Annotated in this window: 25 protein-coding genes, 2 riboswitches and 1 other annotated feature (1 of these 28 only partly in view); of the genes, 7 read left to right on the forward strand and 18 right to left on the reverse strand. The window is 35.4% G+C overall.

Going from position 1 to position 20,945, the window contains the following annotated elements; all coding sequences use genetic code 11:
• Window positions 1-43 precede the first annotated feature (43 nt).
• From gcvPB to comGA, 10 genes are all read right to left on the reverse strand, one after another.
• Complete coding sequence (gene gcvPB, locus NST00_RS11115; protein ID WP_340709967.1) at window positions 44-1,507, reverse strand: aminomethyl-transferring glycine dehydrogenase subunit GcvPB; 1,464 nt, start codon at window positions 1,505-1,507, stop codon at window positions 44-46.
• Window positions 1,500-2,846, reverse strand: coding sequence for an aminomethyl-transferring glycine dehydrogenase subunit GcvPA (gene gcvPA / locus NST00_RS11120; protein ID WP_016837726.1), 1,347 nt, complete (start codon window positions 2,844-2,846; stop codon window positions 1,500-1,502). Before gcvPA ends, gcvPB begins: the two co-directional genes overlap by 8 nt.
• Before the next feature lie 20 nt (window positions 2,847-2,866).
• A complete protein-coding gene (gene gcvT, locus NST00_RS11125) occupies window positions 2,867-3,967 on the reverse strand; it encodes a glycine cleavage system aminomethyltransferase GcvT (RefSeq protein ID WP_016837725.1) in 1,101 nt (366 codons plus the stop codon).
• An 88-nt stretch (window positions 3,968-4,055) separates the two neighbouring features.
• A riboswitch (glycine riboswitch) is annotated at window positions 4,056-4,136 on the reverse strand.
• A 3-nt stretch (window positions 4,137-4,139) separates the two neighbouring features.
• Window positions 4,140-4,230, reverse strand: a riboswitch (glycine riboswitch).
• 123 nt (window positions 4,231-4,353) lie between these two features.
• Window positions 4,354-4,869: a shikimate kinase gene (locus NST00_RS11130; protein ID WP_016837724.1), complete on the reverse strand. Its 516-nt coding sequence runs from the start codon at window positions 4,867-4,869 to the stop codon at window positions 4,354-4,356.
• A gap of 186 nt (window positions 4,870-5,055) precedes the next feature.
• Window positions 5,056-5,505 (reverse strand): competence type IV pilus minor pilin ComGF, encoded by a 450-nt coding sequence (gene comGF, locus NST00_RS11135; protein ID WP_016837722.1) that lies wholly within the window; start codon window positions 5,503-5,505, stop codon window positions 5,056-5,058.
• Window positions 5,478-5,789 (reverse strand): hypothetical protein, encoded by a 312-nt coding sequence (locus NST00_RS11140; protein ID WP_016837721.1) that lies wholly within the window; start codon window positions 5,787-5,789, stop codon window positions 5,478-5,480. The genes comGF and NST00_RS11140 overlap by 28 nt, the downstream gene beginning before the upstream one ends.
• Window positions 5,779-6,204, reverse strand: coding sequence for a competence type IV pilus minor pilin ComGD (comGD, locus tag NST00_RS11145; protein ID WP_016837719.1), 426 nt, complete (start codon window positions 6,202-6,204; stop codon window positions 5,779-5,781). Before comGD ends, NST00_RS11140 begins: the two co-directional genes overlap by 11 nt.
• Before the next feature lie 15 nt (window positions 6,205-6,219).
• Entirely contained in the window at window positions 6,220-6,525 is a 306-nt protein-coding gene (gene comGC, locus NST00_RS11150; RefSeq protein WP_016837717.1) for a competence type IV pilus major pilin ComGC, read from the reverse strand.
• Window positions 6,526-6,538: 13 nt separating this feature from the next.
• Entirely contained in the window at window positions 6,539-7,606 is a 1,068-nt protein-coding gene (gene comGB, locus NST00_RS11155; RefSeq protein ID WP_016837715.1) for a competence type IV pilus assembly protein ComGB, read from the reverse strand.
• Window positions 7,579-8,610 carry a competence type IV pilus ATPase ComGA gene (gene comGA, locus NST00_RS11160; RefSeq protein WP_016837713.1) on the reverse strand — a complete coding sequence of 344 codons (1,032 nt, stop codon included), beginning with the start codon at window positions 8,608-8,610 and terminating at the stop codon, window positions 7,579-7,581. Before comGA ends, comGB begins: the two co-directional genes overlap by 28 nt.
• Before the next feature lie 264 nt (window positions 8,611-8,874).
• Here comGA and NST00_RS11165 point away from each other — a divergent pair, with 264 nt between their 5' ends.
• Entirely contained in the window at window positions 8,875-9,576 is a 702-nt protein-coding gene (locus NST00_RS11165) for a helix-turn-helix transcriptional regulator (RefSeq protein WP_016837711.1), read from the forward strand.
• A gap of 111 nt (window positions 9,577-9,687) precedes the next feature.
• On the forward strand, window positions 9,688-9,933 hold the full coding sequence (locus NST00_RS11170) for a DUF2626 family protein (protein WP_016837709.1): 246 nt from the start codon (window positions 9,688-9,690) through the stop codon (window positions 9,931-9,933).
• A gap of 151 nt (window positions 9,934-10,084) precedes the next feature.
• On the opposite strand, the gene NST00_RS11175 is transcribed toward NST00_RS11170, so the two are convergent.
• Window positions 10,085-10,723: an MBL fold metallo-hydrolase gene (locus NST00_RS11175; protein ID WP_340709968.1), complete on the reverse strand. Its 639-nt coding sequence runs from the start codon at window positions 10,721-10,723 to the stop codon at window positions 10,085-10,087.
• Window positions 10,724-10,930: 207 nt separating this feature from the next.
• Between NST00_RS11175 and NST00_RS11180 the strand changes: the two genes are divergently transcribed.
• A complete protein-coding gene (locus NST00_RS11180) occupies window positions 10,931-11,110 on the forward strand; it encodes a DUF2759 domain-containing protein (RefSeq protein WP_016837707.1) in 180 nt (59 codons plus the stop codon).
• A 251-nt stretch (window positions 11,111-11,361) separates the two neighbouring features.
• On the opposite strand, the gene NST00_RS11185 is transcribed toward NST00_RS11180, so the two are convergent.
• The 4 genes from NST00_RS11185 to rpmG form a co-directional block, all read right to left on the reverse strand.
• Window positions 11,362-13,257: an LTA synthase family protein gene (locus NST00_RS11185; RefSeq protein ID WP_339288590.1), complete on the reverse strand. Its 1,896-nt coding sequence runs from the start codon at window positions 13,255-13,257 to the stop codon at window positions 11,362-11,364.
• Between the two features lie 324 nt (window positions 13,258-13,581).
• On the reverse strand, window positions 13,582-13,797 hold the full coding sequence (locus tag NST00_RS11190; protein ID WP_016839241.1) for a YqgQ family protein: 216 nt from the start codon (window positions 13,795-13,797) through the stop codon (window positions 13,582-13,584).
• On the reverse strand, window positions 13,794-14,381 hold the full coding sequence (locus NST00_RS11195) for a 5-formyltetrahydrofolate cyclo-ligase (RefSeq protein WP_026019135.1): 588 nt from the start codon (window positions 14,379-14,381) through the stop codon (window positions 13,794-13,796). Before NST00_RS11195 ends, NST00_RS11190 begins: the two co-directional genes overlap by 4 nt.
• Before the next feature lie 61 nt (window positions 14,382-14,442).
• The gene (rpmG, locus tag NST00_RS11200; protein WP_016839239.1) at window positions 14,443-14,592 is read right to left on the reverse strand and encodes a 50S ribosomal protein L33; all 150 of its coding nucleotides are present in this window, start codon (window positions 14,590-14,592) and stop codon (window positions 14,443-14,445) included.
• A 156-nt stretch (window positions 14,593-14,748) separates the two neighbouring features.
• Between rpmG and NST00_RS11205 the strand changes: the two genes are divergently transcribed.
• Together NST00_RS11205 and NST00_RS11210 are read left to right on the forward strand one after the other, a co-directional pair.
• Complete coding sequence (locus NST00_RS11205; protein WP_016839238.1) at window positions 14,749-15,138, forward strand: hypothetical protein; 390 nt, start codon at window positions 14,749-14,751, stop codon at window positions 15,136-15,138.
• Window positions 15,135-15,629, forward strand: a complete 495-nt coding sequence (locus NST00_RS11210) for a hypothetical protein (protein WP_016839237.1) — start codon at window positions 15,135-15,137, stop codon at window positions 15,627-15,629. The genes NST00_RS11205 and NST00_RS11210 overlap by 4 nt, the downstream gene beginning before the upstream one ends.
• A gap of 4 nt (window positions 15,630-15,633) precedes the next feature.
• On the opposite strand, the gene NST00_RS11215 is transcribed toward NST00_RS11210, so the two are convergent.
• Window positions 15,634-16,584 carry a LysR family transcriptional regulator gene (locus tag NST00_RS11215; RefSeq protein WP_016839236.1) on the reverse strand — a complete coding sequence of 317 codons (951 nt, stop codon included), beginning with the start codon at window positions 16,582-16,584 and terminating at the stop codon, window positions 15,634-15,636.
• A gap of 180 nt (window positions 16,585-16,764) precedes the next feature.
• Between NST00_RS11215 and NST00_RS11220 the strand changes: the two genes are divergently transcribed.
• Window positions 16,765-17,955: an MFS transporter gene (locus NST00_RS11220; protein ID WP_340709969.1), complete on the forward strand. Its 1,191-nt coding sequence runs from the start codon at window positions 16,765-16,767 to the stop codon at window positions 17,953-17,955.
• 21 nt (window positions 17,956-17,976) lie between these two features.
• The gene (locus NST00_RS11225) at window positions 17,977-18,447 is read left to right on the forward strand and encodes a glutathione peroxidase (protein WP_016839234.1); all 471 of its coding nucleotides are present in this window, start codon (window positions 17,977-17,979) and stop codon (window positions 18,445-18,447) included.
• Between the two features lie 358 nt (window positions 18,448-18,805).
• Here the strand turns inward: NST00_RS11225 and NST00_RS11230 are convergent, their stop codons facing one another.
• Window positions 18,806-19,375 (reverse strand): anthranilate synthase component II, encoded by a 570-nt coding sequence (locus tag NST00_RS11230; RefSeq protein ID WP_016839233.1) that lies wholly within the window; start codon window positions 19,373-19,375, stop codon window positions 18,806-18,808.
• On the reverse strand, window positions 19,372-20,748 hold the full coding sequence (gene trpE, locus NST00_RS11235; protein WP_340709970.1) for an anthranilate synthase component I: 1,377 nt from the start codon (window positions 20,746-20,748) through the stop codon (window positions 19,372-19,374). Before trpE ends, NST00_RS11230 begins: the two co-directional genes overlap by 4 nt.
• A 62-nt stretch (window positions 20,749-20,810) precedes the next feature.
• Window positions 20,811-20,945, reverse strand: a binding site (T-box leader) (it continues 77 nt past the right edge of the window).

Genomic DNA, 20,945 nt, shown 5'->3' on the forward strand with positions numbered 1-20,945 from the left:
AAATATCCATGAGATGCACTCATGGATATTTTTATTTTGAACGCTATTGTTTTTGATAACGCAAAATTGGATTTCTAGCAGCTTGAGTTTCATCTAATCGACTCACAACAGTTGTATGTGGTGCTTCTTGTACAATAGACGGATTCTCTTCCGCTTCTTTTGCGATTTGGATCAGTGCATCACAGAACGCATCTAATGTTTCTTTCGATTCTGTTTCTGTAGGCTCAATCATCATTCCCTCTTCCACATTTAATGGGAAGTAAATTGTTGGTGGATGATAACCGAAATCAAGTAGTCGTTTCGCAATATCTAATGTGCGAACACCAAGTTTTTTCTGACGACGTCCAGATAATACAAATTCGTGTTTACAATGACGATCATAAGGAAGGTCAAAGTAAGGTTGTAGTTTACGCATCATGTAGTTCGCATTTAATACTGCATATTCTGTTACTAATTTTAATCCTTCAGGTCCCATTGAACGAATATACGTATAAGCACGTACATTGATGCCGAAGTTTCCGTAGAATGGTTTTACACGGCCAATGGATTGTGGACGATCATAATCAAAATGGAACGTGCCATCTTCTTTTTTCACTAATACTGGTTTCGGCAAGAATGGAATTAAATCTGCTTTTACCCCTACAGGGCCAGAACCAGGACCTCCACCGCCGTGTGGACCTGTGAATGTTTTGTGTAAATTCAAGTGTACACAGTCAAATCCCATATCGCCTGGGCGTACTTTTGACATAATAGCATTTAAGTTTGCTCCATCGTAATATACTTTCCCGCCCACGCTATGCACGATATCCGCAATTTCAATGATGTGCTCTTCAAATAGCCCGAGCGTATTTGGGTTTGTCAGCATAAGTGCCGCTGTATCTTTCCCAACTACTCGACGTAAATCTTCCAAATCAACTAAACCATTTTCATCCGATTTTACTGTAATTGTATCAAATCCAGCAACAGTAGCACTAGCTGGGTTTGTTCCGTGTGCAGAGTCTGGAACGATTACTTTATTACGGTGACCTTCCCCATTTGCTTCATGGAAAGCACGAATCATCATTAATGCTGTCCATTCTCCATGTGCACCCGCAGCAGGTTGTAATGTAACTTCATCCATACCTGTAATTTCTTTTAAAGCTGTTTGAAGTTCATACATTAATTCCATTGCACCTTGAACTGTTGGCTCGTCTTGTAACGGGTGAATATTTGCGAATCCAGAGAAGCGGGCGACTTCTTCATTAATTTTTGGATTGTATTTCATCGTACAAGAACCTAGTGGATAGAATCCAGAATCTACGCCATGATTGCGGCGAGATAATGCTGTATAGTGGCGCATAATATCCAATTCTGAAACTTCCGGTAATTCAGCAGGTTCTTCACGCAAATATTCTTGTGGAATTAATTCTGATAATTCTACCTCTGGCACATCTAATTCTGGCAAGCTGTAGCCGATGCGCCCTTCCTTCGATAATTCAAAAATGAGCGGTTGATTTTCGTTATGCATTGTAAGCCCCCATTTCTTGCACTAATTGATCAATCTCTTCTTTCGTACGCAATTCTGTAACGGCAATAAGTACATGGTTTTCAAGTTCAGGATAATCGCGGCCTAAATCATAACCACCGATAATGCCTTTTTCTAATAATCTTTTGTTTAATTCACTCACTGGTTTGTTTACTTTTACAACGATTTCGTTGAAGTGAGCACCTTGGAATGGAACTGTAAATCCAGCTTGCTCAAACGCTGTTTTTGCATAACGAGTTTTCACGATGTTTTGCTTTGCCATTTCTTGAATACCGCGTTTACCTAAAGCTGTCATAGTAACGGATGCAGCAAGAGCAAGCAATGCTTGGTTCGAACAAATGTTAGAAGTTGCTTTTTCACGGCGAATATGTTGTTCGCGAGCTTGTAATGTTAATACGAAACCGCGACGTCCGTCTTGGTCTACTGTTTGTCCTACTAAACGGCCAGGCACTTTACGCATTAATTTTGAAGTCGTAGCAAAATAACCGCAGTGTGGTCCTCCAAAACTTTCAGGAATACCAAATGGTTGTGCATCCCCTACAGTAATGTCAGCTCCAAGTTTTCCAGGAGGCGTTAACACACCTAATGCTAATGGGTTTGCAGAAACAATGAATAATCCTTTTGCTTCATGTACTAGCTCACCCATTGTTTTCAAGTCTTCAATTTGACCAAAGAAGTTAGGATACTGAACCATAACAGCCGCAGTATCTTGATCAATCATACCTTTTAATGCTTCAATATCTGTTACTCCATCTTTCATTGGCACATTTACTACTTCGATTGATTGGCCATATGCATAAGTTTCTACAACAGTACGATATTCAGGATGGATTGCTTCAGATACTAACAATTTTTTACGTCTTGTTGAGCCAGCAGCAAGCATCCCTGCTTCTGCAAGCGATGTTCCGCCATCATACATGGAAGAGTTTGCTAAATCCATACCTGTTAATTCGGCAATCATTGTTTGGAATTCAAAAATAGCTTGTAGTTCACCTTGTGAAATTTCCGGTTGATATGGTGTATAAGCAGTATAGAATTCAGACCGAGAAATAACATGGTCCACAATAACAGGTTTGTAGTGATTGTATACACCTGCACCTAAGAATGAAACAGCTGTTTCAGTGTTGATATTTTTATCTGCTAAAGCTTTTAGTTCTTTTAATAGCGCAGATTCAGATGCTGCTTCTTTAATATTATAAAGCCCTTTAAAACGCACCTCTTCAGGAATATCCGCAAATAATTCATCAATGCTTTCTACTCCAATGGTAGAGAGCATTTCTTGTTTGTCTTGTTCCGTTATTGGAAGATAACGATGCTTCATTGTTTGACCTCCATTAATTTTTATTTTTCACGTTTATAAAATGGCTTCGGCACAACATGTGCTTTTACCTTTTTATTGCGTATTTCTACTTCCACTTCTGTACCAATTTCAGTATATTGAATATCTAATAAAGCAAGTCCTAAATTACGTTTCGTACTAGGGATTTGTGTACCAGTTGTAACTTCTCCAATTTCAGTGTCGCCTTTAAATACTTTATAGCCATGGCGAGGAATCCCTTTATCAATCATTTCAATACCAACCAGTTTTCTTGAAAGCCCTTGTTCTTTTTGGTTTTTAAGAGCTTCTTTACCGATGAAATCCGCATCTTTTTGAAGTTTTACTGCAAAGCCGATGCCTGCTTCTAATGGAGAAATATTTTCTGATAATTCTTGTCCATAAAGCGGTAAGCATGCTTCAAAACGCAACGTATCACGTGCTCCAAGGCCGCATGGTATCAATCCATCTTCTTTTCCTGCTTCTAATAGTTTATTCCACAATGCTACAATTGAATTTGGCTCCCCGTATAATTCGAAGCCGTCTTCACCTGTATATCCGCTGCGTGATAACAATACAGAATAACCACTAACTTGAACAGATGCTTTAAATTGGAATGGTTTTAATTCAGATAAGTTCACATCTGTTAATGTTTGCAAGATTTTTTCTGATAGAGGTCCTTGAAGTGCAATTAAGGCATATTCATCTGATTGATTTATAATCGTTACATCGCCTTCTGCATGCTTTTTCATCCATTCAAAGTCTTTTTCAATATTTGCCGCATTGACAACAAGCAAGTATTGGTCATCGCCAAGATTATAGACGATTAAATCATCTACAACCCCACCATTTTCATAGCACATCACATTATATTGTGCGCCGCCAACTGGAATTTTTGAAATGTCATTGGACAATAATTTTTGAAGATAGCCGAGAACATCTTTCCCTTTTACAAAAATTTCTCCCATATGGGATACATCGAAAAGTCCAGCACGATTTCTTACAGCTTCATGTTCATCCTTTATTGATGAAAATTGAACAGGTAATTCCCATCCACCAAAATCAATCGTTTTTGCACCATATTTCGCATATTCATCAAATAATGGTGTTCTCTTTAATTCTCCCATCGTGAAACCTCCCTCATTAATTAACAATTTACTACCAATATCTTTAAACTAGGCAAAAAGGACAGAAAATCCCCTTTTTAAAGGAATTCTCTGTCCTTGCACCTGAAAGTTACACCTATTATAAAATAGGCTTTCCCCTTGGGTGGCTGTTATTCAGCACTCTCCAGAGTTGCGTCCCGTACGAGTCTTTTTGCCTGAGAGATTCATAGTTCTACTACTTGCTCCTTCGGCGACGTAAAAACGTTCTCTCCCCGCACAATCATCCGCACCATATGAAATTTTTCAACAAACAGACATCTTTGCCTATATCCTAACATTGAACGTAATAGAAGGCAATCATTTTTTAAAATTCCTTAAAAAAACGAACATTTTTAAACATCAACACCTTAACATTCGCCTTTTAGTCGATTCACTTGAAAAGCAATATAATTTACCACTTGGCGAATTGTTCGATCTTTTGTAAGGACACGGATGTGAGCGGCTCTTTTATAAAATTTTCTTCTATAATAATATAGTCGTTCCAGTTCTTTTTTAGTCGAACGTTGTGCAATTGGTCGATTTTTATCATTTTTTATTCTTTTATAAATGTCTTCAAATGATGCATCAAGAAAAAAGATTAAACCTGTCCGTCTCATAATTTGTCGATTTTCTTGTCTCATTGCAACGCCGCCACCAGTCGCAATAATGCAAGCTTCGTCACGAAAGTTTTTTAAAAATTCAGTTTCTAAATTTCTAAAATATTCTTCTCCAAACTTTTCAAAAATTTCTGGAATCGACATGCCTTGTTGTCTGACGATTTCTTTATCCATATCATAAAAGGGCAATCGTAGGGCATAGCTTAATTGGCGTCCGACTACACTTTTTCCGCACCCCATAAACCCTACTAAGTAAATCTTTCGCATAATTAGACACCTTTCTACTAAAACTCTGCGGTTTCTCCAAGTAAATTTATCGTAGCACGAATGTTTATGTTTTCCAATGAATTTATAATAGAAAATTGAGTTAAGTAGGTTGAACTGTAAAAAATTACAACAGTGATAAGAAAAAACAAAAAGACAATCGCAACGGGAAATATTATGCCTTTTTCGTTATTTATGATATTGTACAAGTAACGCTCTCTCCTTTACAATACCATTCAAGAATTCTACTTTTATCGTTACAATATTGTCTGAAAGGGAAAACTCGGCATGTCGAATACCAATTAATAGTGGCACATAACCTTGATCATTGATTTGCAAACGAATCACATCTGTAATCTTGTTTATTTTTATCGTTTTTGTGGAAGAGTCTATGATATATAATGAATTATTCATTATATAAATATCCTCTGCATCAAGTAAATATTGTTGTAAATCATGAATAAAGATTTCCCATTTAATTTGTTCTTCTGCCACAATCGTGTCGTGCCATTGTTGAATTAATAGATAAAAAATAAAAATTACTTGAGCGAGTAACGAAAAAATCACCAATTGAAACAGCGCCTCGATAAATGTAAATCCATTTCCACTTCTTACAATTCGCCATCGCCATTGATGCATTTGTATCGTACCCCATCTAAATTGTTAAATCGTACACAAACCGCATCTGTTTGAAAATACCAAGCATATTCTACGTTGTCGATCCATTTTTTCCCTTCGAAAATACCGGTATTTTTAGCAATAATAACTGCTTCATAGGCCACTTGGGATGCATGTAATTCCAACGATTGATTGTATAGAGAATGCTGAAGTTGAAAAATGAACGGAATAAAACTTATGGCTACTATAATAATCATAAGCGTTAGCAACGATTCTAACATGGAAGTCCCCTTTTCATTCCACATAACGAATTCGTCCTTTATTGATATTAATGACAATATGTTTTTGTCCGAAAGGAGTGTAAAAAGTGAATTTCCCAAAATTTTTTACATTTCCATCTGGATCAATTCGAAGAGTTAATAAATTACTATACTGATCAAACTCAATGATTTCCGGTAGTTTTCTCTCTAAAATCACTTCATCTAGTTGATGGTATATTCTATAAGTATCTTGATTTACAAAAGAAACAAAACAGCTCCTTTGCTTTTCCAAGGCCAACATTTGTGCCATTTGAATGTCCAATGTAAATTGGTGGAAAAACTGTTCCACAACCATTTTTTCTGTCATTTTAAAAGAAAAGGTTGTCCCTAACATACCAACCAATACGACAATCATTAAAACGAATAATATTTCTAATAGCGTATACCCCTGTTCTTTCAATTGCTCTATGCTCCTTTATTGATTGGTTAATGTCACAGTTCCATCCGTCTCAATGGTAAATCCCTTGCCATTCGGACATTTATCCATCCCCTCTCTTAAGTATCCCTTGTTTACTAATTGATCTAATGTAGGGATGGTTTTGTATTCAATTTTGTATGATTCTACCTGCCCTTGTATCATGCGGATATATGCTTCACAACCTTTATCATCAATCGTATTCCGATGTTTCGTTACGTTTGGAACAGTTACTAATATTAAGATAGATATAATAAATAGCACAATTAACATCTCAATTAACGTAAAACCCTTTTGATTTTTCATGATTTCACCTCTATTACATGATTTCGACTAAGTCATACATCGGCAACAGTATACTTAAATACGCTGCAACAATGCATATCGCAATCAAAATAAAGAAAAGAGGTTGAATGCTTGCCAAGCAAAATTTGATGGTCGATTGGATCCTCTCATTTAGCAATTCGCTGAATATGAGCATTTCCCGGCCTAAGTATCCATTTTTTTCACCGTGTTGAATCAATTCATCAAACTTCGGCATAAACAGTTGAAGTATCTTCACAGCCTCTGACAATGAATCACCGAACTTCACCCTTTGTTTCAATAGTGCTGTGATATATGATAAGTGGCGACTTATTTGTTGTTGTTCTAAAATAGACAATGCTTGTTGAAGTGATATACCTGATACTAATAAACTTCCAAGCAAATGAGAGAATTGTCTTGTTAAATTCACTTGATAAACATACTTCACTATAGGGATTTTCATAATGATGTTTAGTTGATGAGCGATCTCTTTTTTTCGAATGGAATGAATTGAAATAAATATCAAGAATAACGAAATAATGAAGAGGAGTATGAGAAAATCTGGTATATGAAGCAATACAACAGCGAAGTTTATACTATTGACCTTTTCTGAATGATTCGAAATCACGAGTTGCTCTATGTTTGGTAAAAAATAACTTCGAAACAATATAAAAACCATTGTTAATAAAATCATCAAGAAAGCGGGATACATTAGCAACTTCACAATTTTCCGCTGCGTATCTTCTTGAAATTTTATTTGCTTACTTACGTGGTGCAATGATTCAGCTAAATCCCCTTTTTCTTCTGCAATAGCTATCAATAATAAAAAATGTTTTGGAATTGAAAGTTGTTGTAAAATATCCACTGCCGATGAACCGTTATTGAACTGTTGTTGTAATAAAGCATTCCACTTTTCCAATTCTTTAACGTGATAAGGAAGTAACATAAATAAGGCATCTGAAAATGTATATCCTTCTTTCAGTAATATGCTTGTCCTATTTAGGAGCGATGGAACATCCCGAACTTTCTCCTTATAATTTCTTTGAATGGGGAAATTCATTCTTTCGCTGATTTGCTGTAGCACGACAAATCCCCCAATTCTTCAATTGCAGCTTTTTGGAATTCCAATGTTTCCTCAACTGGCAAGTGATATTCAATTCCTTGCGCTGTATTTATAATTGCTTCTTGTAAAATATCTTCCGACAAAATTTCATAAATTGCTTTCCTGCTATCGCTATCATGTAACTGAATTAAACATTGGGCAATAATTGCAATCAAAGCTTGCCGAATTTCTTCTATGGAAACATTTAAATCCATTAAACGATATAGACAATTCACCGAATCTTTTGCATGTATAGTTGATAGCACCAAATGACCGGATAATGCAGCACGCATGGCGATTTCTGCAGTCTCTTCATCCCTGATTTCACCAATCATAATGACATCGGGCGAATGTCTTAAAATTGCTTTTAAACCAGCTGCATATGTAATACCTGCAAGCTCATTTACTTGAATTTGAAGCATATACGACTGGCTGCTTTCCACTGGATCTTCGAGAGAAATTACATGTCGCCCTAATGTGTCACTGCAATATTTTGCTAATGAATATAATGTCGTAGTTTTGCCCGATCCTGTGGCGCCACAAAATAATATCAATCCTTGTCGATTGGAAATCAATCTTAATAATTTTTCTGATGAATGGCGATCGTAACATAATGAAGCAATCGGATATGAGGCATTTTGTAAAAACAAACGGATAACGAGGCTTTCTCTTTTATATACGGAAGGTAAAGTAGAGACTCGGAAGGCATACAAACGATTGGAAAACATTTCTTCAAATGAACCGCTTTGCGGCTTTCGCTTTTCACTAATATCTAAAGAAGATTTATATTTGAAAAAGGAAATCATTCGATCCCCTAATTCAATAGGGAAATGACCCGCAGGAAATAATTTTCCATATTTGCGAAACTGAATGGTGTAATGGTTTGGAGTTGGCTCAATTAAAATATCACTAGCACCGAAATGTAAAGCTTTTAACAATAATTGAGTTGATTTTGTTTCAATAACGGACTCCACTTTCAAACGCATCACCACTTCCCTAAATTCGTGACCGCTGAATTTAGCAATAGTATAAGACGAAGTTTATATTTGGAAAAGGCTTTTTCTTAAAATTTTTATTTGACCCCTTTTTTCTGTTGAAACTTTATTTTTGAAAAGTTTATGGCAGATTTTATTACAAATTTTGAATATTTTGCTAATCCCCAATAATCACCACGTATTTTCACTATCATTTTATTAATAATAAAGCTAAAATTGAAGTAGCATAAATATTACTGAAGGTGGGATAACAGCATGTTGCATCCATTAAAAATTACGAGTACTTTAGCGGATGAAACTCGTTTTCAAATATATGAATACATGTTGCAACAAAAAAAAGCATTTACTGTACAAGATATTGCAGATAAATTTAATATACATCCAAATGTGGCAAGATTGCATTTAACGAAATTATCGGAGATCCATCTCATCACTGCTGATTTTTTAAAATCAGGTAAAGGTGGAAGACCTGGTCGAATTTATCAAGTATCTGAACAAGGGGTTGAGTTGACTTTCCCAAAACGAGATGAAAAACATCTCGTTAAATGGGCACTTCAACTTGTGTGTGAGTTGGGACAAGATGCATTGAAGACAGCGAAAAAAATTAGTTATCAAGATGGCTTAAAAGAAATTCAAAAAAGATTATCAAAGATAACTAAACCTCTTAGCTTTGAAGAAAAATTAGAAATCTTATCTGAAGCTGCTCTACTAGTTGGCTATATTCCAAAAATTGTAGATACTGCTGAAGGAAAGAAAATTACGCTAACGATTTTTAACTGTCCATATAGAAGTCAAATAAAAGAACATAGCGATATAGTATGTGAACTACATAAATCATACTTACAAGGTCAAATCGACACACTATTTGAAAAAAATGAATTTGTTCAATTTGAAAGTATGGTTCATGATTGCGATTTTTGTAAATATGAAATATGTGTGCCAAATGTTGCTCTGTAAAAGATACACTTGATTGTCACAAATCTATCGAAGTATCAGTTTACAATATTGTCAATTATCATTTATAATAAACATTGAGATTATTGTGTCGTACAAAAGGAGGGATTCGACATGGCTAATATGTATAAAGTTTTAGCATTCTGGACAGGTATTTTTGCCGTAATGTTCTATCTTGGTCATATGATCGAGGTTTCGCTATTATTCGTAGGTAATTCTGTATTATTCTTATTATTAGGCTTCTTAAACCTTTCAGAACGCATGTACATGTACATTTTCGGAGCTTATTTGACAATATTCTTTGCTGGTTTTACTTATTACACAACGTTTATCCACGTACCGGGTGGACTTGGACACTAATAAATCAGGAAATGGGGCTGTCTCAAAAGTCATTTTGAGGCGGCCCTTTTTGCGACGAGGATAGTGGAAGTTTGTTTCGACTATCACAGGAGGAAAAAGCAAGCAAGGGTGCCTGGAAAGTTCTCGACTTTCTAGACACCCTCTTATTAAGTTAAAAGCCATGTAAAAATGGATTCGTATCCATTTCATGAGCTGGTGTTGTATAGCCTCCATGTCCCGGATAAATAATAAAATCATCAGGCAGCACAAGCAGCTTCTCATGAATGGATTTTAATAACACTTCCAGTGATCCACCAATTAAATCTGTTCGACCGATGCTTCCTTGAAACAGCGTATCGCCTACAATTGCAAACCCATCGTCTTCGAAAATATATGAAATGCTTCCAGGGGAATGCCCTGGCGTAAATACCGCATGAAATTTCATGCCTCCTACAACAAAAGTCTGCTCTTTTTCGATGATATAATCCGCCGGTTGCAGACGGTACGTTGGAAGATCCACATATTTTCCTGAACCATTTTTATTTGGGTCCATTAACCAGTCCTCTTCTTCTTTATGAATATAAACAGGAATATGAAAAGCCTGTCTTAATTCATCGACAGCACCTATATGGTCAAAATGAGCATGAGTTAAAAAGATGGCTAGTGGTTTCAGCTGTTGAGATTGAATTGTAGAAATGATTCTATTTCCTTCTTCACCTGGGTCAAAAATGATGCATTCTTTTGATTGGTTGCTCACTATATAGCAATTTGCTTGCATTGGACCGACACTTAATGTTTTAACATCCAACAATCTAATCACCTCTAGCGTATTATACTATGGTTTGGAAAAAATGAACATTGCCAACCAATTCATTCTTAACTTTTAAACGAATCATTCGTTGTTCATATAAACGTCACTTTTAAAACTCGACATTTTATGACCATTGCTATAAAATAGAGAAGGAATATTGTTTTACCGACATACTCTTTGGATGTCGAAAGGAGTGTAATATTTTTCATGAACTTATTAATGGTTATTTTCGGTTTAATTGCAATTCTTTCATTAGTTGCGGCATTCCGCGCAATCAAAGACAAAAACGTTTTAGCAATTATTTTTGGATTAGCATCTGGAGTAGTGTTTGGTTGGTTTGTCATCATGACTGTATTATACCAAGGCTATCCACCAGTACATCACTAATGAAAGGAATAAAAAACGAGGTGCATTGCCGCATCTCGTTTTTTATTTAAATAAATTTTTTAAATGGAAAAAAGGGTTTCTAGAAAATCAAAGCTTTCTAGAAACCCTCACATTCTATAATCATAGCTCTTATAACTCTTTTCTGCTACAGAAGCAGAAATAAGTCTCCACTATCCTCTTTGCCATTACTCTGTAGCTAAGCATGCACCACAGTCGAAAGTGACCGTTTAAAACGGTCACTTTATCAAAAATTATTTAACCACTTCAGATATTAAATTTCCCGTTTCTTCATCATAGAAGCGCAATAAGTCACCATTGATGATTTTATCTGAATATCCAAGCTCTTTTTGAGCTCTTTCAATATAAGGTGCACATCCTTGAATATCCACCTTCTCTCCTGTTGCACGATCGAAGCATGTTTGATCCGCAAATACATACTGATCCGTCACAAAGCGTCCATCACGGAAGATGACAAAGTCTTCGTGTTCATCAGAGAACAAGTCTGCACCTAATTGCATATCATTGGAAGTGTCAATTCCCAACAAGTGTAAAATGGTTGGTCTTAAGTCAATTTGACCTCCAACTTTTTCGATGATTTGCCCGTCACCAGATCCCGGAACGTGAATGAATAACGGCACTGACTGCAACAATGCGCTATCGTATGGCGTAATTTCTTCTTTTTCTAAGTACATAGCCATCGCTTTATTATGGTTTTCAGAAATTCCATAGTGATCTCCGTACATAACAATAATGGAATTCTCATACAATCCTTTTTCTTTTAAATGTTCAAAGAATAATTTGACCGCCTCATCCATGTATCGCACAGTTTGGAAATAACGGTTTAACGTACCTGAATTAGAGTTGTACTCAGGAATCATTTTATCTTCTTCATCCAATGTGAATGGGAAATGGTTTGTTAATGTAATTATTCTTGTATAGAACGGTTGCGGCATTTCAGTCATAATTTCCGCTGATTGTTCAAAGAATGGAATGTCTTTTAATCCCCAGTTTACAGAATTATCTTCGTTTACATCATAGCTATCAATATCATAGAATTTTTGCATTTTTAATGATTGATATGTCATATCACGATTCCAGAAAGATTTATTGTTTGCGTGCATGACACTTGTAAAATATCCATTTTTCCCTAGCTTTTCAGCCATCGAATTAAACGTATTTCCACTATGCGTAAAGAATACAGCACCACGGTCTAAACCAAACAGTGAATTTTCCAATAAGAATTCAGCATCACTTGTTTTGCCAAGTCCTGTTTGATGATAGAAATTATTAAAGTAATACGTATCTTTATCGTGAATTAAGGAATTCAAGAATGGTGTAACTTCGTATCCATTCATGTCATTTTGCAAGACAAAACTTTGCAATGATTCCAGTTGAATGACAATCAAATTTCGACCTTGATATTTACCAAACATGTCTTCATTAATGGCTGCTTGGTTTGCTTGAACATAGTTATTGACTTCTACTAGTTCGCTCCCATCGGCAAGAGCACGTTGAGCGGAAGATTTTGATTGAATGTAAATATCATATAAATGATAATTATAAGTTCCAATATTTTTTACTAGTAATTCGCGGTCAAAACTACGAGTTAAAAGCTGTGGCCGTTCTGTTTCAGAAAGACCTAAATTTAAAAATAACACAGCTAATGATAGGACAAAATATGCGCGACGAACTTCTTTTCGAACGCTATATAATGTCTCCATTTTTGGTAAGTATTTAATTGCCAACAAAATAACAAATACATCAATAAAGTATAAAAGATCCTTAAAATTAAGTATTTCAGCTACAGACGTTCCTAATTCTCCGAAATTGCTTGTTTGGAATAATACAGGAAGCGTAATAAAATCGTTGAAGAATCGATAGAAAGCAACATTTGTATAAAGTACAATACTTAACACCATACTTGTAATGACAATCCAACGATTCCGCGCCTTTTCTGTTTTGAAAAATAAAGATATTCCGTAAGCAAAAAGTAAAAAGCTAAGAGGATTTATAAATAAAATGAACTCTTGCATTCCATTTTCTAAATCGAATTCAAAGCTGGTTCGATAGACGATTGCAGTCTTAATCCAAGTTGCGATAATGGCTACTATTAAAATCGTATGTTTAGGCCATTTCCATGACTTCATCTTGCATCCTCCTCTTCTTACGTATTCAAAGTCACAACATTCGCACATATACTTCATATGTTTAGAAGAAGGCAAATAATATCTTAATCTTTTTCTTGCCATTATTCAATGAATTGCACTACGAAAAAATTAAAAGAAATTAGGTTATAAAAATTATATATTACCTTCCCTTTACAAACCCCCAAAAATATTTACGTCTTTTTTACAAAAAGGTTCCCAAAAATAAAACAGTGGCTTCTCCACTGTTCTTATGAAAATGACTTAACAAGTCTACACCTTTTTAACAATTGATTCAATCATTATTTTTTTCTTTTATTGGCTATATTAGTTATTTAATTTCATTTTTCTCTCTTCTTCTTTTTTTATTTCGTTTCGAATTATCAATAGAGCCGATTGGAATTCTTTTGGATCTATAACTTGCGACTTATATAATTCGCGAATTTCATCTTCCATCATCATCAAATCCCCTAAGCGATCTCCTGTATAAATAAACGAACCATATTGCTTCAATATGTTGCGAATATCGAGTATCGTTTTCATTCAGCTATCTCCTTTCGATTGTTGGCACAATGTATGAGAGCTTTTTCAGTAATAATGAAATCAACTGGAATATCATGAGATTCTTTTGGCAATTCTTCGACAATTTGTAAATGAAAAGCTAGTGATATCTTATGCCCGTTATAATTCGTTAAATACCGGTCGTAATAACCGCCTCCGTAACCAATTCGATATCCAAGCTGATCAAATACAATCCCTGGTACAATCATTAAATCAATTTCTTCAGGAGATACATATGTTGTTTTTTCTGGTATAGGTTCTTGTAAATCCATATATACCGTTTCCAGCTGGGAAAAGCTAGTGATATTATAAAAATCCATTGTTCGTGTTTTTGGATTGCATTTTGGAACAGCTACCCGCTTACCAAGTTGCCAACATGCCTTAATAATTTCATAAGTATCCACTTCAGGCTGTCTTGAAATAGTCAACGCAATCGTATGGCATTGTTCTAGGATGGGTTCATTGAATAAGCGCTTTTTTATCATTTCTGAAAGTAAATGATATTGATCATTGGACATTTCGTTTAAAGAGGATTTAATAGTATTTCGCCATTCTTTTTTGTTCATTTCAATCAATCCTTTGCGTATAAGTAAAAAGCCAAAACCGGAATTGGTTTTGGCAAAATCATTACTTCGTTTCACGGTGAAGAGTGACTTTCTTCTCGCGAGAGCAATATTTTTTTAGTTCTAGACGTTCTGGATTGTTACGTTTATTTTTTGTAGAAATATAATTACGTTCTCCACATTCTGTGCAAGCTAATGTAATGTTTACGCGCATTATTAACCCTCCCACTCTCTATCATGAATTTATATATAAGCATGATTTATACGACTAAGTCATTATAACATAAATTGAAAAAAAATCTAGCATCATTTATTAATTAAAATCCTTATGTTAAAATAATTCAAAAATGTAAAATTCGGAGGAGCGATTGTGGAACTATCAACGTTACTAATCATCATCGGCATTATTTGTATTATTGCATCTTTTTTCCTAAAAGATACATCAAAAAAATTAGAACGAGATGTTGAAGAATTGTCTCTGCAATTTTATCAAGAAACAAACGGAATTAAAAGAAGATTAAAAGTGATCGAAGAAGAATTATTACTCGAGCCTTCTTTTAAAGTAAAGCCGGCGACAAAACCTATTACAACTAAATCAGAAAATGTACCCAAACAACCGAATAAGCCGGTCAATCAAATTTTAGTTCGACAAGTCATCGAATTAAATAAGCAAGGATACCCAATTAGTGAAATCAGCAAAATGTCAACATTATCTGAAGAACAAGTTCTACATATTCTTAATCACGGAGGTCAATCATGAAAAGATCGACTGTTCGTGGGTTTGGCCTTGCTTGTTTAGTCATCGGCATCCTTTATACAGGGATGGATCGTTTCTCTCATACAGAATCAGAGTCAAAGGAAATTGCTAATTACGAAGAAAAAATTGCACAGCTAGAATCCCAATTAAAATTAGCAAAACAACAATTACAAGAACTTGAAAATCAATCATCTTCCAATTCAACCGAAACGCAAGATGAACCCGAGGTAAATAATGAGCCTTCTGAAACGACTACATCGACACAACAGGAGAATGTAGTAGAAGGCATTCTATATATTTATTCCGGCCTAACACCTTATGAAGTTTCAAAAAAATTGGAAGATATGGGCGTTATTAAAAATGCGGTTGAAATGGAGTTATTTTTAGCACAACCGGAATATGCCCGCTCAATTCAAAAAGGGCAATTTAAAGTCAATTCCACGATGACCATTGAAGAAATTGCTAATTTAATTACAGGCAAACAAAATTCTTAATTCATCAACCCAAACGGATGGAAGATGATTCTGTTTGGGTTTTATTAATAAAAAACTCTCGAACATATTCAATAAATTGCTTTACTGCTCCACTCATATAACGATTTTTTAAATAGCTTAGTCCAATTTCCCTTTTGCAGTCTTTAGCATCTACTTGTATGATGTGTACATTATATTGGTCTAGCCCTTTAATATGTGGAATTAACGAAACTCCTAAGCCGCTCTCCACAAGCCCGGCAATGGTATGTACTTCTTCCCCTTCAAAAGCAACATTTAATTGAAACCCTTCTCGTTTAAAAATCTCATCAACATATTTCCTCAATGAATTTCCTTTTTTGATAGAAATGAAAGGCTCCATTGCAAATTCAGCAAGCTTGACTTTTTTCCGATTTTTTAATGGATGTTGTTTCGGAACAATTAAAAATAACTCCTCTTCCCATAATTTTTCCCAATGGACGTCTTTACTAGTTTCAAGAGAAGATACTAAACAAATATCAAGCTCTCCCGTTTCCAATTTTTTCATAATGACACTAGAATTGCTTTGCGTTAATTGAAAACGCATATGAGGAAATCGCTTTTTCGCTTTCATCATTAAGGATGGAATAACTTCTAGCCCCAACGTATGCATAAATCCTAATGAGACTTCACCAACATCAGGTGTCACAAGGTTGGTTAAATCTTCTTTTGCCCGTTCGATTTCTTTTAAAATCAGATTCGTTCGTTCTAGGAAGAATTTCCCGTATCGGTTTAATTTGATGGAGCGGCCATTTCGATCGAAAAGTTCAACTCCTAAATACTCTTCCAGCATAGCAATCGATTTGCTGAGGGCAGGCTGGCTAATATGTAAAATTTCTGCTGCTCGCGACATATTTTCATATTTTGCAACAGTTTGAAAATAAATGAGTGCATTGATATCCAATTGATTGTCCCCTTCTCCTTCATATTCTTTATCCAAATTATAGCATGTCCTAAAGATGTCACAATGAAATGGCATATTTTAAAGAATCATCTACTTATAACTCAAAGTTATTAGTGAAATAAAAACTATGAAATTACTATTTTAGAAAATCACCATTATAATTATCGGTAAATTGATTGTTCAAAAAAATGTCAAAATTAAAAGAGGCGAAGAACAGTGTATATCCAAAAAGGAACTCGAGAATTTACATTAACGAATTTAGCATTGTTTGCAGCAGGATTTATTATTTTTGCAAACTTATACATTACGCAACCTTTATTTCCGCAATTTTCTGAAGAATTCCATGTTTCACCTGCTGTAGCCAGTTTATCATTATCAGCTTCTACTGTCGCCCTATCCTTTAGTTTAATTTTATTTGGATCATTATCGGAAGCTTGGGGACGAAAGCGATTAATGACCTTTTCCATCTTTGCAGCATCGTTCATAACAATTGTGCTAGCATTCTCTCCTTCTTTTGAAATTTTATTGTTATTGAGAGTCATACAAGGCATTGTTTTTGCGGGAATTCCTGCCATTGCGATGGCCTATTTAGGAGAAGAAATGGATCCTTCTAGTCTAGGTATTGCAATGGGACTATATATAAGCGGAAATTCCGTTGGTGGCCTTAGCGGGCGGATTATCATGGGAACGGTAACAGATTTATTTTCGTGGCAAGTAGGAATGCTTTTTCTTGGTATTTTAAGTTTAATTGTGAGCTTCTTTTTCATATGGGCATTGCCGGCATCTCAACATTTTGAACCAAGACCTTTACAATTAGCTTCCTTGACGAAATCACTATTTTCCCATTTAAAAGATCCAGGTTTAGTCTGCTTGTTCGGAATTGCATTCACATTAATGGGGGGATTTGTCACTTTATATAACTATATTAGTTATAAATTGCTAGATGAACCTTACAACCTAAGTACAACTATCGTTGGCTGGATTTTTATAGTTTATTTAGTTGGAACTTTTAGCTCTGCTTGGTTTGGTAGTTTATCGGATCGGTTTGGGCGTCAAAAGGTGCTGTTAGTCGGGATTATGATTATGTTATCGGGAGCTTTATTAACACTTCCCGTCAATTTAATAATTAAAATACTTGGGATTGTTGTATTTACTTTCGGCTTTTTCGGGTCACATTCCATCGCAAGTTCTTGGGTAAGCAGCCGGGCAAAAAGCAATAAAGCTCAAGCCTCTTCCCTTTACTTATTTGCCTACTATTTTGGTTCAAGTGTTGGTGGAACAACAGGTGGATTCTTTTGGGCTAGTTTCGGATGGAACGGGGTAATCGCATTCATCAGTGCGTTTATCATTACTTCTCTCCTATTAGCTGTTATACTGAATTTAAGCAGTAGAAGAACTGAGAATTAATAGTGAAAGTGAGGAGCTCTCATGGAATTTTACGATATCGAAGTAACAACTGCTAAGGGAGAAACATATCCATTAAGCCGCTATAAAGGACAAGTAATGTTAATTGTGAACACTGCATCTAATTGCGGTTTTGCTCCACAATTTGATGAACTAGAAAAAATTTATCAAAAATATAAAGATCGTGGGTTTGTCGTTTTAGGATTCCCCTCCAATCAGTTTAAACAAGAATTAGACTCTGCAAAAGATGCGGAAGAAGCATGTCGAATCAATTACGGGGTGACATTCCCAATCCATGAAATTGTAGCGGTTAACGGAGAAGAGGCACACCCTTTATTTAAATTTTTAACCCGTAATACAAAAGGCGTTCTCGGTTCGAAAGTAAAGTGGAATTTTACGAAATTTTTAGTGGATCGAAACGGTGAAGTAGTCGCTCGTTTTGCCCCGATGGATAAACCATCCAAATTTGAGAAAGAGATTGAGAAATATTTATAATAACGCTTTATATTTCTGGAATGGCTATTATAAAGTGCAGATTGACCATTATCCTATTGGTATTGACTATTTTTTGCTTGACTTTGGAAATTATCACTTCTTTATATCAGCATGTTCAGCTCATTGACAAATTTGGCCATTTATCCTATTGAGTTTGGCTATTATTTACTAAACTTTGGCTATTATCTTTCAATCAATTTTCTTGATAATTGGCTATAACTGTCACAATTTTGACTATTATCCTCCTCAGATTGACTAATATGAATTGAAGTTTGACTAATAACCATCTATTAGGACAATTATCTTCAATAAAATAACAGGCTTTCTAGAACGTTATACATTCTAGAAAGCCTTTTTACTATGCATTCGCTAAAAACGCCTTGACGATATGATTTCCGCTTGGTGTACCGATTGACTCAGGATGGAATTGTACGCCATAGATAGGTAGCTGTTTATGTTGAATAGCCATAATTTCTCCATCATCTTTTGACGTTGCAATTACCTCAAAGTCTTTACTTAATGTCGTAGGTTCAATGACTAATGAATGATAACGCATCACTTCTACATCATTAAAACACTCTTTGAACAATCCCTTTCGTTCATAGTTTAATAGCGACGTTTTTCCATGCATGATGCGGTTTGCTTGCACAATCTCACCGCCAAATGCGGCACCGATAATTTGATGCCCTAAACAAACACCAAGGATTGGAAACTCCGTGTACAGTTCTTTTACAAGATTGACCGTTTGAGGAATATCATCAGGTCTTCCAGGTCCTGGCGATAATACAATCGCTTCAGGTTGCATATCACGAATTTCGTCAATCGTGATGTCATCGTAGCGAATAACCTTCACTTCTTTTCCGAGCGAGGCAATTTGTTGATATAAATTGTATGTGAATGAATCGTAATGATCAATTAGTAATATCATCGCTCTACCTCCAACAAAGCCTTCATTTTATTCAGTGTCTCTTCATATTCAGATTGCGGAATGGAATCATACACGATTCCTGCCCCAGCTTGCACATATGCTTTTTCGTCTTTTACGATCATCGTACGTATCGCAATTGCCAAGTCTAAATTGCCATTGATTGAAATATAACCAATTGCCCCTGCGTAAACCCCTCTTTTTTGTTGTTCCAGTTCATTGATAATTTGCATGGCGCGAATTTTCGGAGCTCCGGAAACCGTTCCAGCAGGCAAGCAACTAGTAATGACATCCACTACATGAACATCATCTCTTTTTTCACCGATTACTTCGGAAACAATATGCATTACATATTTATACTTTTCTATTTTCATATATTTTGAAACGTTCACTGTACCGACCTTCGAAACCCTCCCCAAATCGTTTCGACCTAAATCAACGAGCATGCGATGTTCCGCAAGTTCTTTCTCATCACTTAGAAGAAGTTCCTCTAATTTTCGATCATCTTCCTTTGTTTTTCCACGAGGTTTCGTTCCAGCAATCGGATTCGTCTTAATGAATCCATCGGTGATTTTTACTAAACTTTCTGGGGAAGTACCCAAAATTGTATAATCATCAAACTCTAAACAGAACATGTATGGTGATGGATTCGAAGTACGCAGACTGCGGTATAAAGAAAAAGGATTTCCTTTAAAATCTGACGAAAAACGTTGAGATAATACAACTTGAAAAATGTCACCACATTCAATATATTTTTTCGCTTTTTCTACCATTTTCACAAATGTTTCTTGGTCAATGGATGGACGAAATTCAACTGCACTTTTTTCTACTTCAATAAGCGTAGTACCATTTTTCAATTGTTCTTCAATCTGATGGATGTATTCATCCATTTCCTCTCTTGTTTTACCTTCTTGGAATAAATCAATGGCCACGATCGATACTTTTTGTAGTAAATGATCGATGACAATAAAACGATTATAAAACAGAAGATGCACATCTGGCATATTCAACTCATCTGGTAAGACAGGTCCGATGTTTTCAGAATAAAAAGCCGTATCATAGCTAAAATAACCAATTGCTCCTCCAAAGAAGGAAAAAGGGAGTGGTTCATTGGAAATAGGGATTATATCTCTCAACTTTTGAAAGACCGAACCTTCCCTCTTTTCCTCCCCCCCTTCTTTCCTAAACAAGTAACTCTCTTTATTGCCAATTAATTCTGCAATCGGATCATAGGCAATAAAGGAATATCTTCCGCTTTCCTCATGTTTCGCAGCAGATTCAAATAATACTTTATTTTTTCCTGAGACACTAAGGAAAACAGAAATAGGGGTCATCATATCTCCCTGTAAAGTTTTCATTACATAATTTACTGTCATCTCTACCTTCTCCTCTCAACTCAACTAAACTAAGCTATCAAAATAAAAAAACTCCCCTAAAATTAAAGGACGGGGAGCCGTGGTACCACCTTTATTGACATAAGAAGACTTATGTCCACTCAAAGTTTGTAACGTAAACGATACGCTAGCACCTACTAAACTTTCAATGCTAGAGCTAGAAAACCCATTCGTATTAT

It is taken from the genome of Ureibacillus sp. FSL K6-0165 (assembly GCF_038004285.1).
Taxonomy (GTDB): Bacteria; Bacillota; Bacilli; order Bacillales_A; family Planococcaceae; genus Ureibacillus; species Ureibacillus thermosphaericus.

What these genes read in the sequence shown, in the direction of transcription:
- NST00_RS11165 (WP_016837711.1), top strand. Translation starts at nt 8,875, where the DNA reads ATGTTGCATCCATTAAAAATTACGAGTACTTTAGCGGATGAAACTCGT.
- trpE (WP_340709970.1), bottom strand. Translation starts at nt 20,748, where the DNA reads ATGACAGTAAATTATGTAATGAAAACTTTACAGGGAGATATGATGACC.
- comGF (WP_016837722.1), bottom strand. Translation starts at nt 5,505, where the DNA reads ATGCATCAATGGCGATGGCGAATTGTAAGAAGTGGAAATGGATTTACA.
- NST00_RS11225 (WP_016839234.1), top strand. Translation starts at nt 17,977, where the DNA reads ATGGAATTTTACGATATCGAAGTAACAACTGCTAAGGGAGAAACATAT.
- gcvPA (WP_016837726.1), bottom strand. Translation starts at nt 2,846, where the DNA reads ATGAAGCATCGTTATCTTCCAATAACGGAACAAGACAAACAAGAAATG.
- rpmG (WP_016839239.1), bottom strand. Translation starts at nt 14,592, where the DNA reads ATGCGCGTAAACATTACATTAGCTTGCACAGAATGTGGAGAACGTAAT.
- NST00_RS11190 (WP_016839241.1), bottom strand. Translation starts at nt 13,797, where the DNA reads ATGAAAACGATACTCGATATTCGCAACATATTGAAGCAATATGGTTCG.
- gcvPB (WP_340709967.1), bottom strand. Translation starts at nt 1,507, where the DNA reads ATGCATAACGAAAATCAACCGCTCATTTTTGAATTATCGAAGGAAGGG.
- NST00_RS11170 (WP_016837709.1), top strand. Translation starts at nt 9,688, where the DNA reads ATGGCTAATATGTATAAAGTTTTAGCATTCTGGACAGGTATTTTTGCC.
- NST00_RS11195 (WP_026019135.1), bottom strand. Translation starts at nt 14,381, where the DNA reads ATGAACAAAAAAGAATGGCGAAATACTATTAAATCCTCTTTAAACGAA.
- comGA (WP_016837713.1), bottom strand. Translation starts at nt 8,610, where the DNA reads ATGCGTTTGAAAGTGGAGTCCGTTATTGAAACAAAATCAACTCAATTA.
- NST00_RS11210 (WP_016839237.1), top strand. Translation starts at nt 15,135, where the DNA reads ATGAAAAGATCGACTGTTCGTGGGTTTGGCCTTGCTTGTTTAGTCATC.
- gcvT (WP_016837725.1), bottom strand. Translation starts at nt 3,967, where the DNA reads ATGGGAGAATTAAAGAGAACACCATTATTTGATGAATATGCGAAATAT.
- NST00_RS11180 (WP_016837707.1), top strand. Translation starts at nt 10,931, where the DNA reads ATGAACTTATTAATGGTTATTTTCGGTTTAATTGCAATTCTTTCATTA.
- NST00_RS11230 (WP_016839233.1), bottom strand. Translation starts at nt 19,375, where the DNA reads ATGATATTACTAATTGATCATTACGATTCATTCACATACAATTTATAT.
- comGC (WP_016837717.1), bottom strand. Translation starts at nt 6,525, where the DNA reads ATGAAAAATCAAAAGGGTTTTACGTTAATTGAGATGTTAATTGTGCTA.
- NST00_RS11130 (WP_016837724.1), bottom strand. Translation starts at nt 4,869, where the DNA reads ATGCGAAAGATTTACTTAGTAGGGTTTATGGGGTGCGGAAAAAGTGTA.
- NST00_RS11185 (WP_339288590.1), bottom strand. Translation starts at nt 13,257, where the DNA reads ATGAAGTCATGGAAATGGCCTAAACATACGATTTTAATAGTAGCCATT.
- NST00_RS11140 (WP_016837721.1), bottom strand. Translation starts at nt 5,789, where the DNA reads ATGTGGAATGAAAAGGGGACTTCCATGTTAGAATCGTTGCTAACGCTT.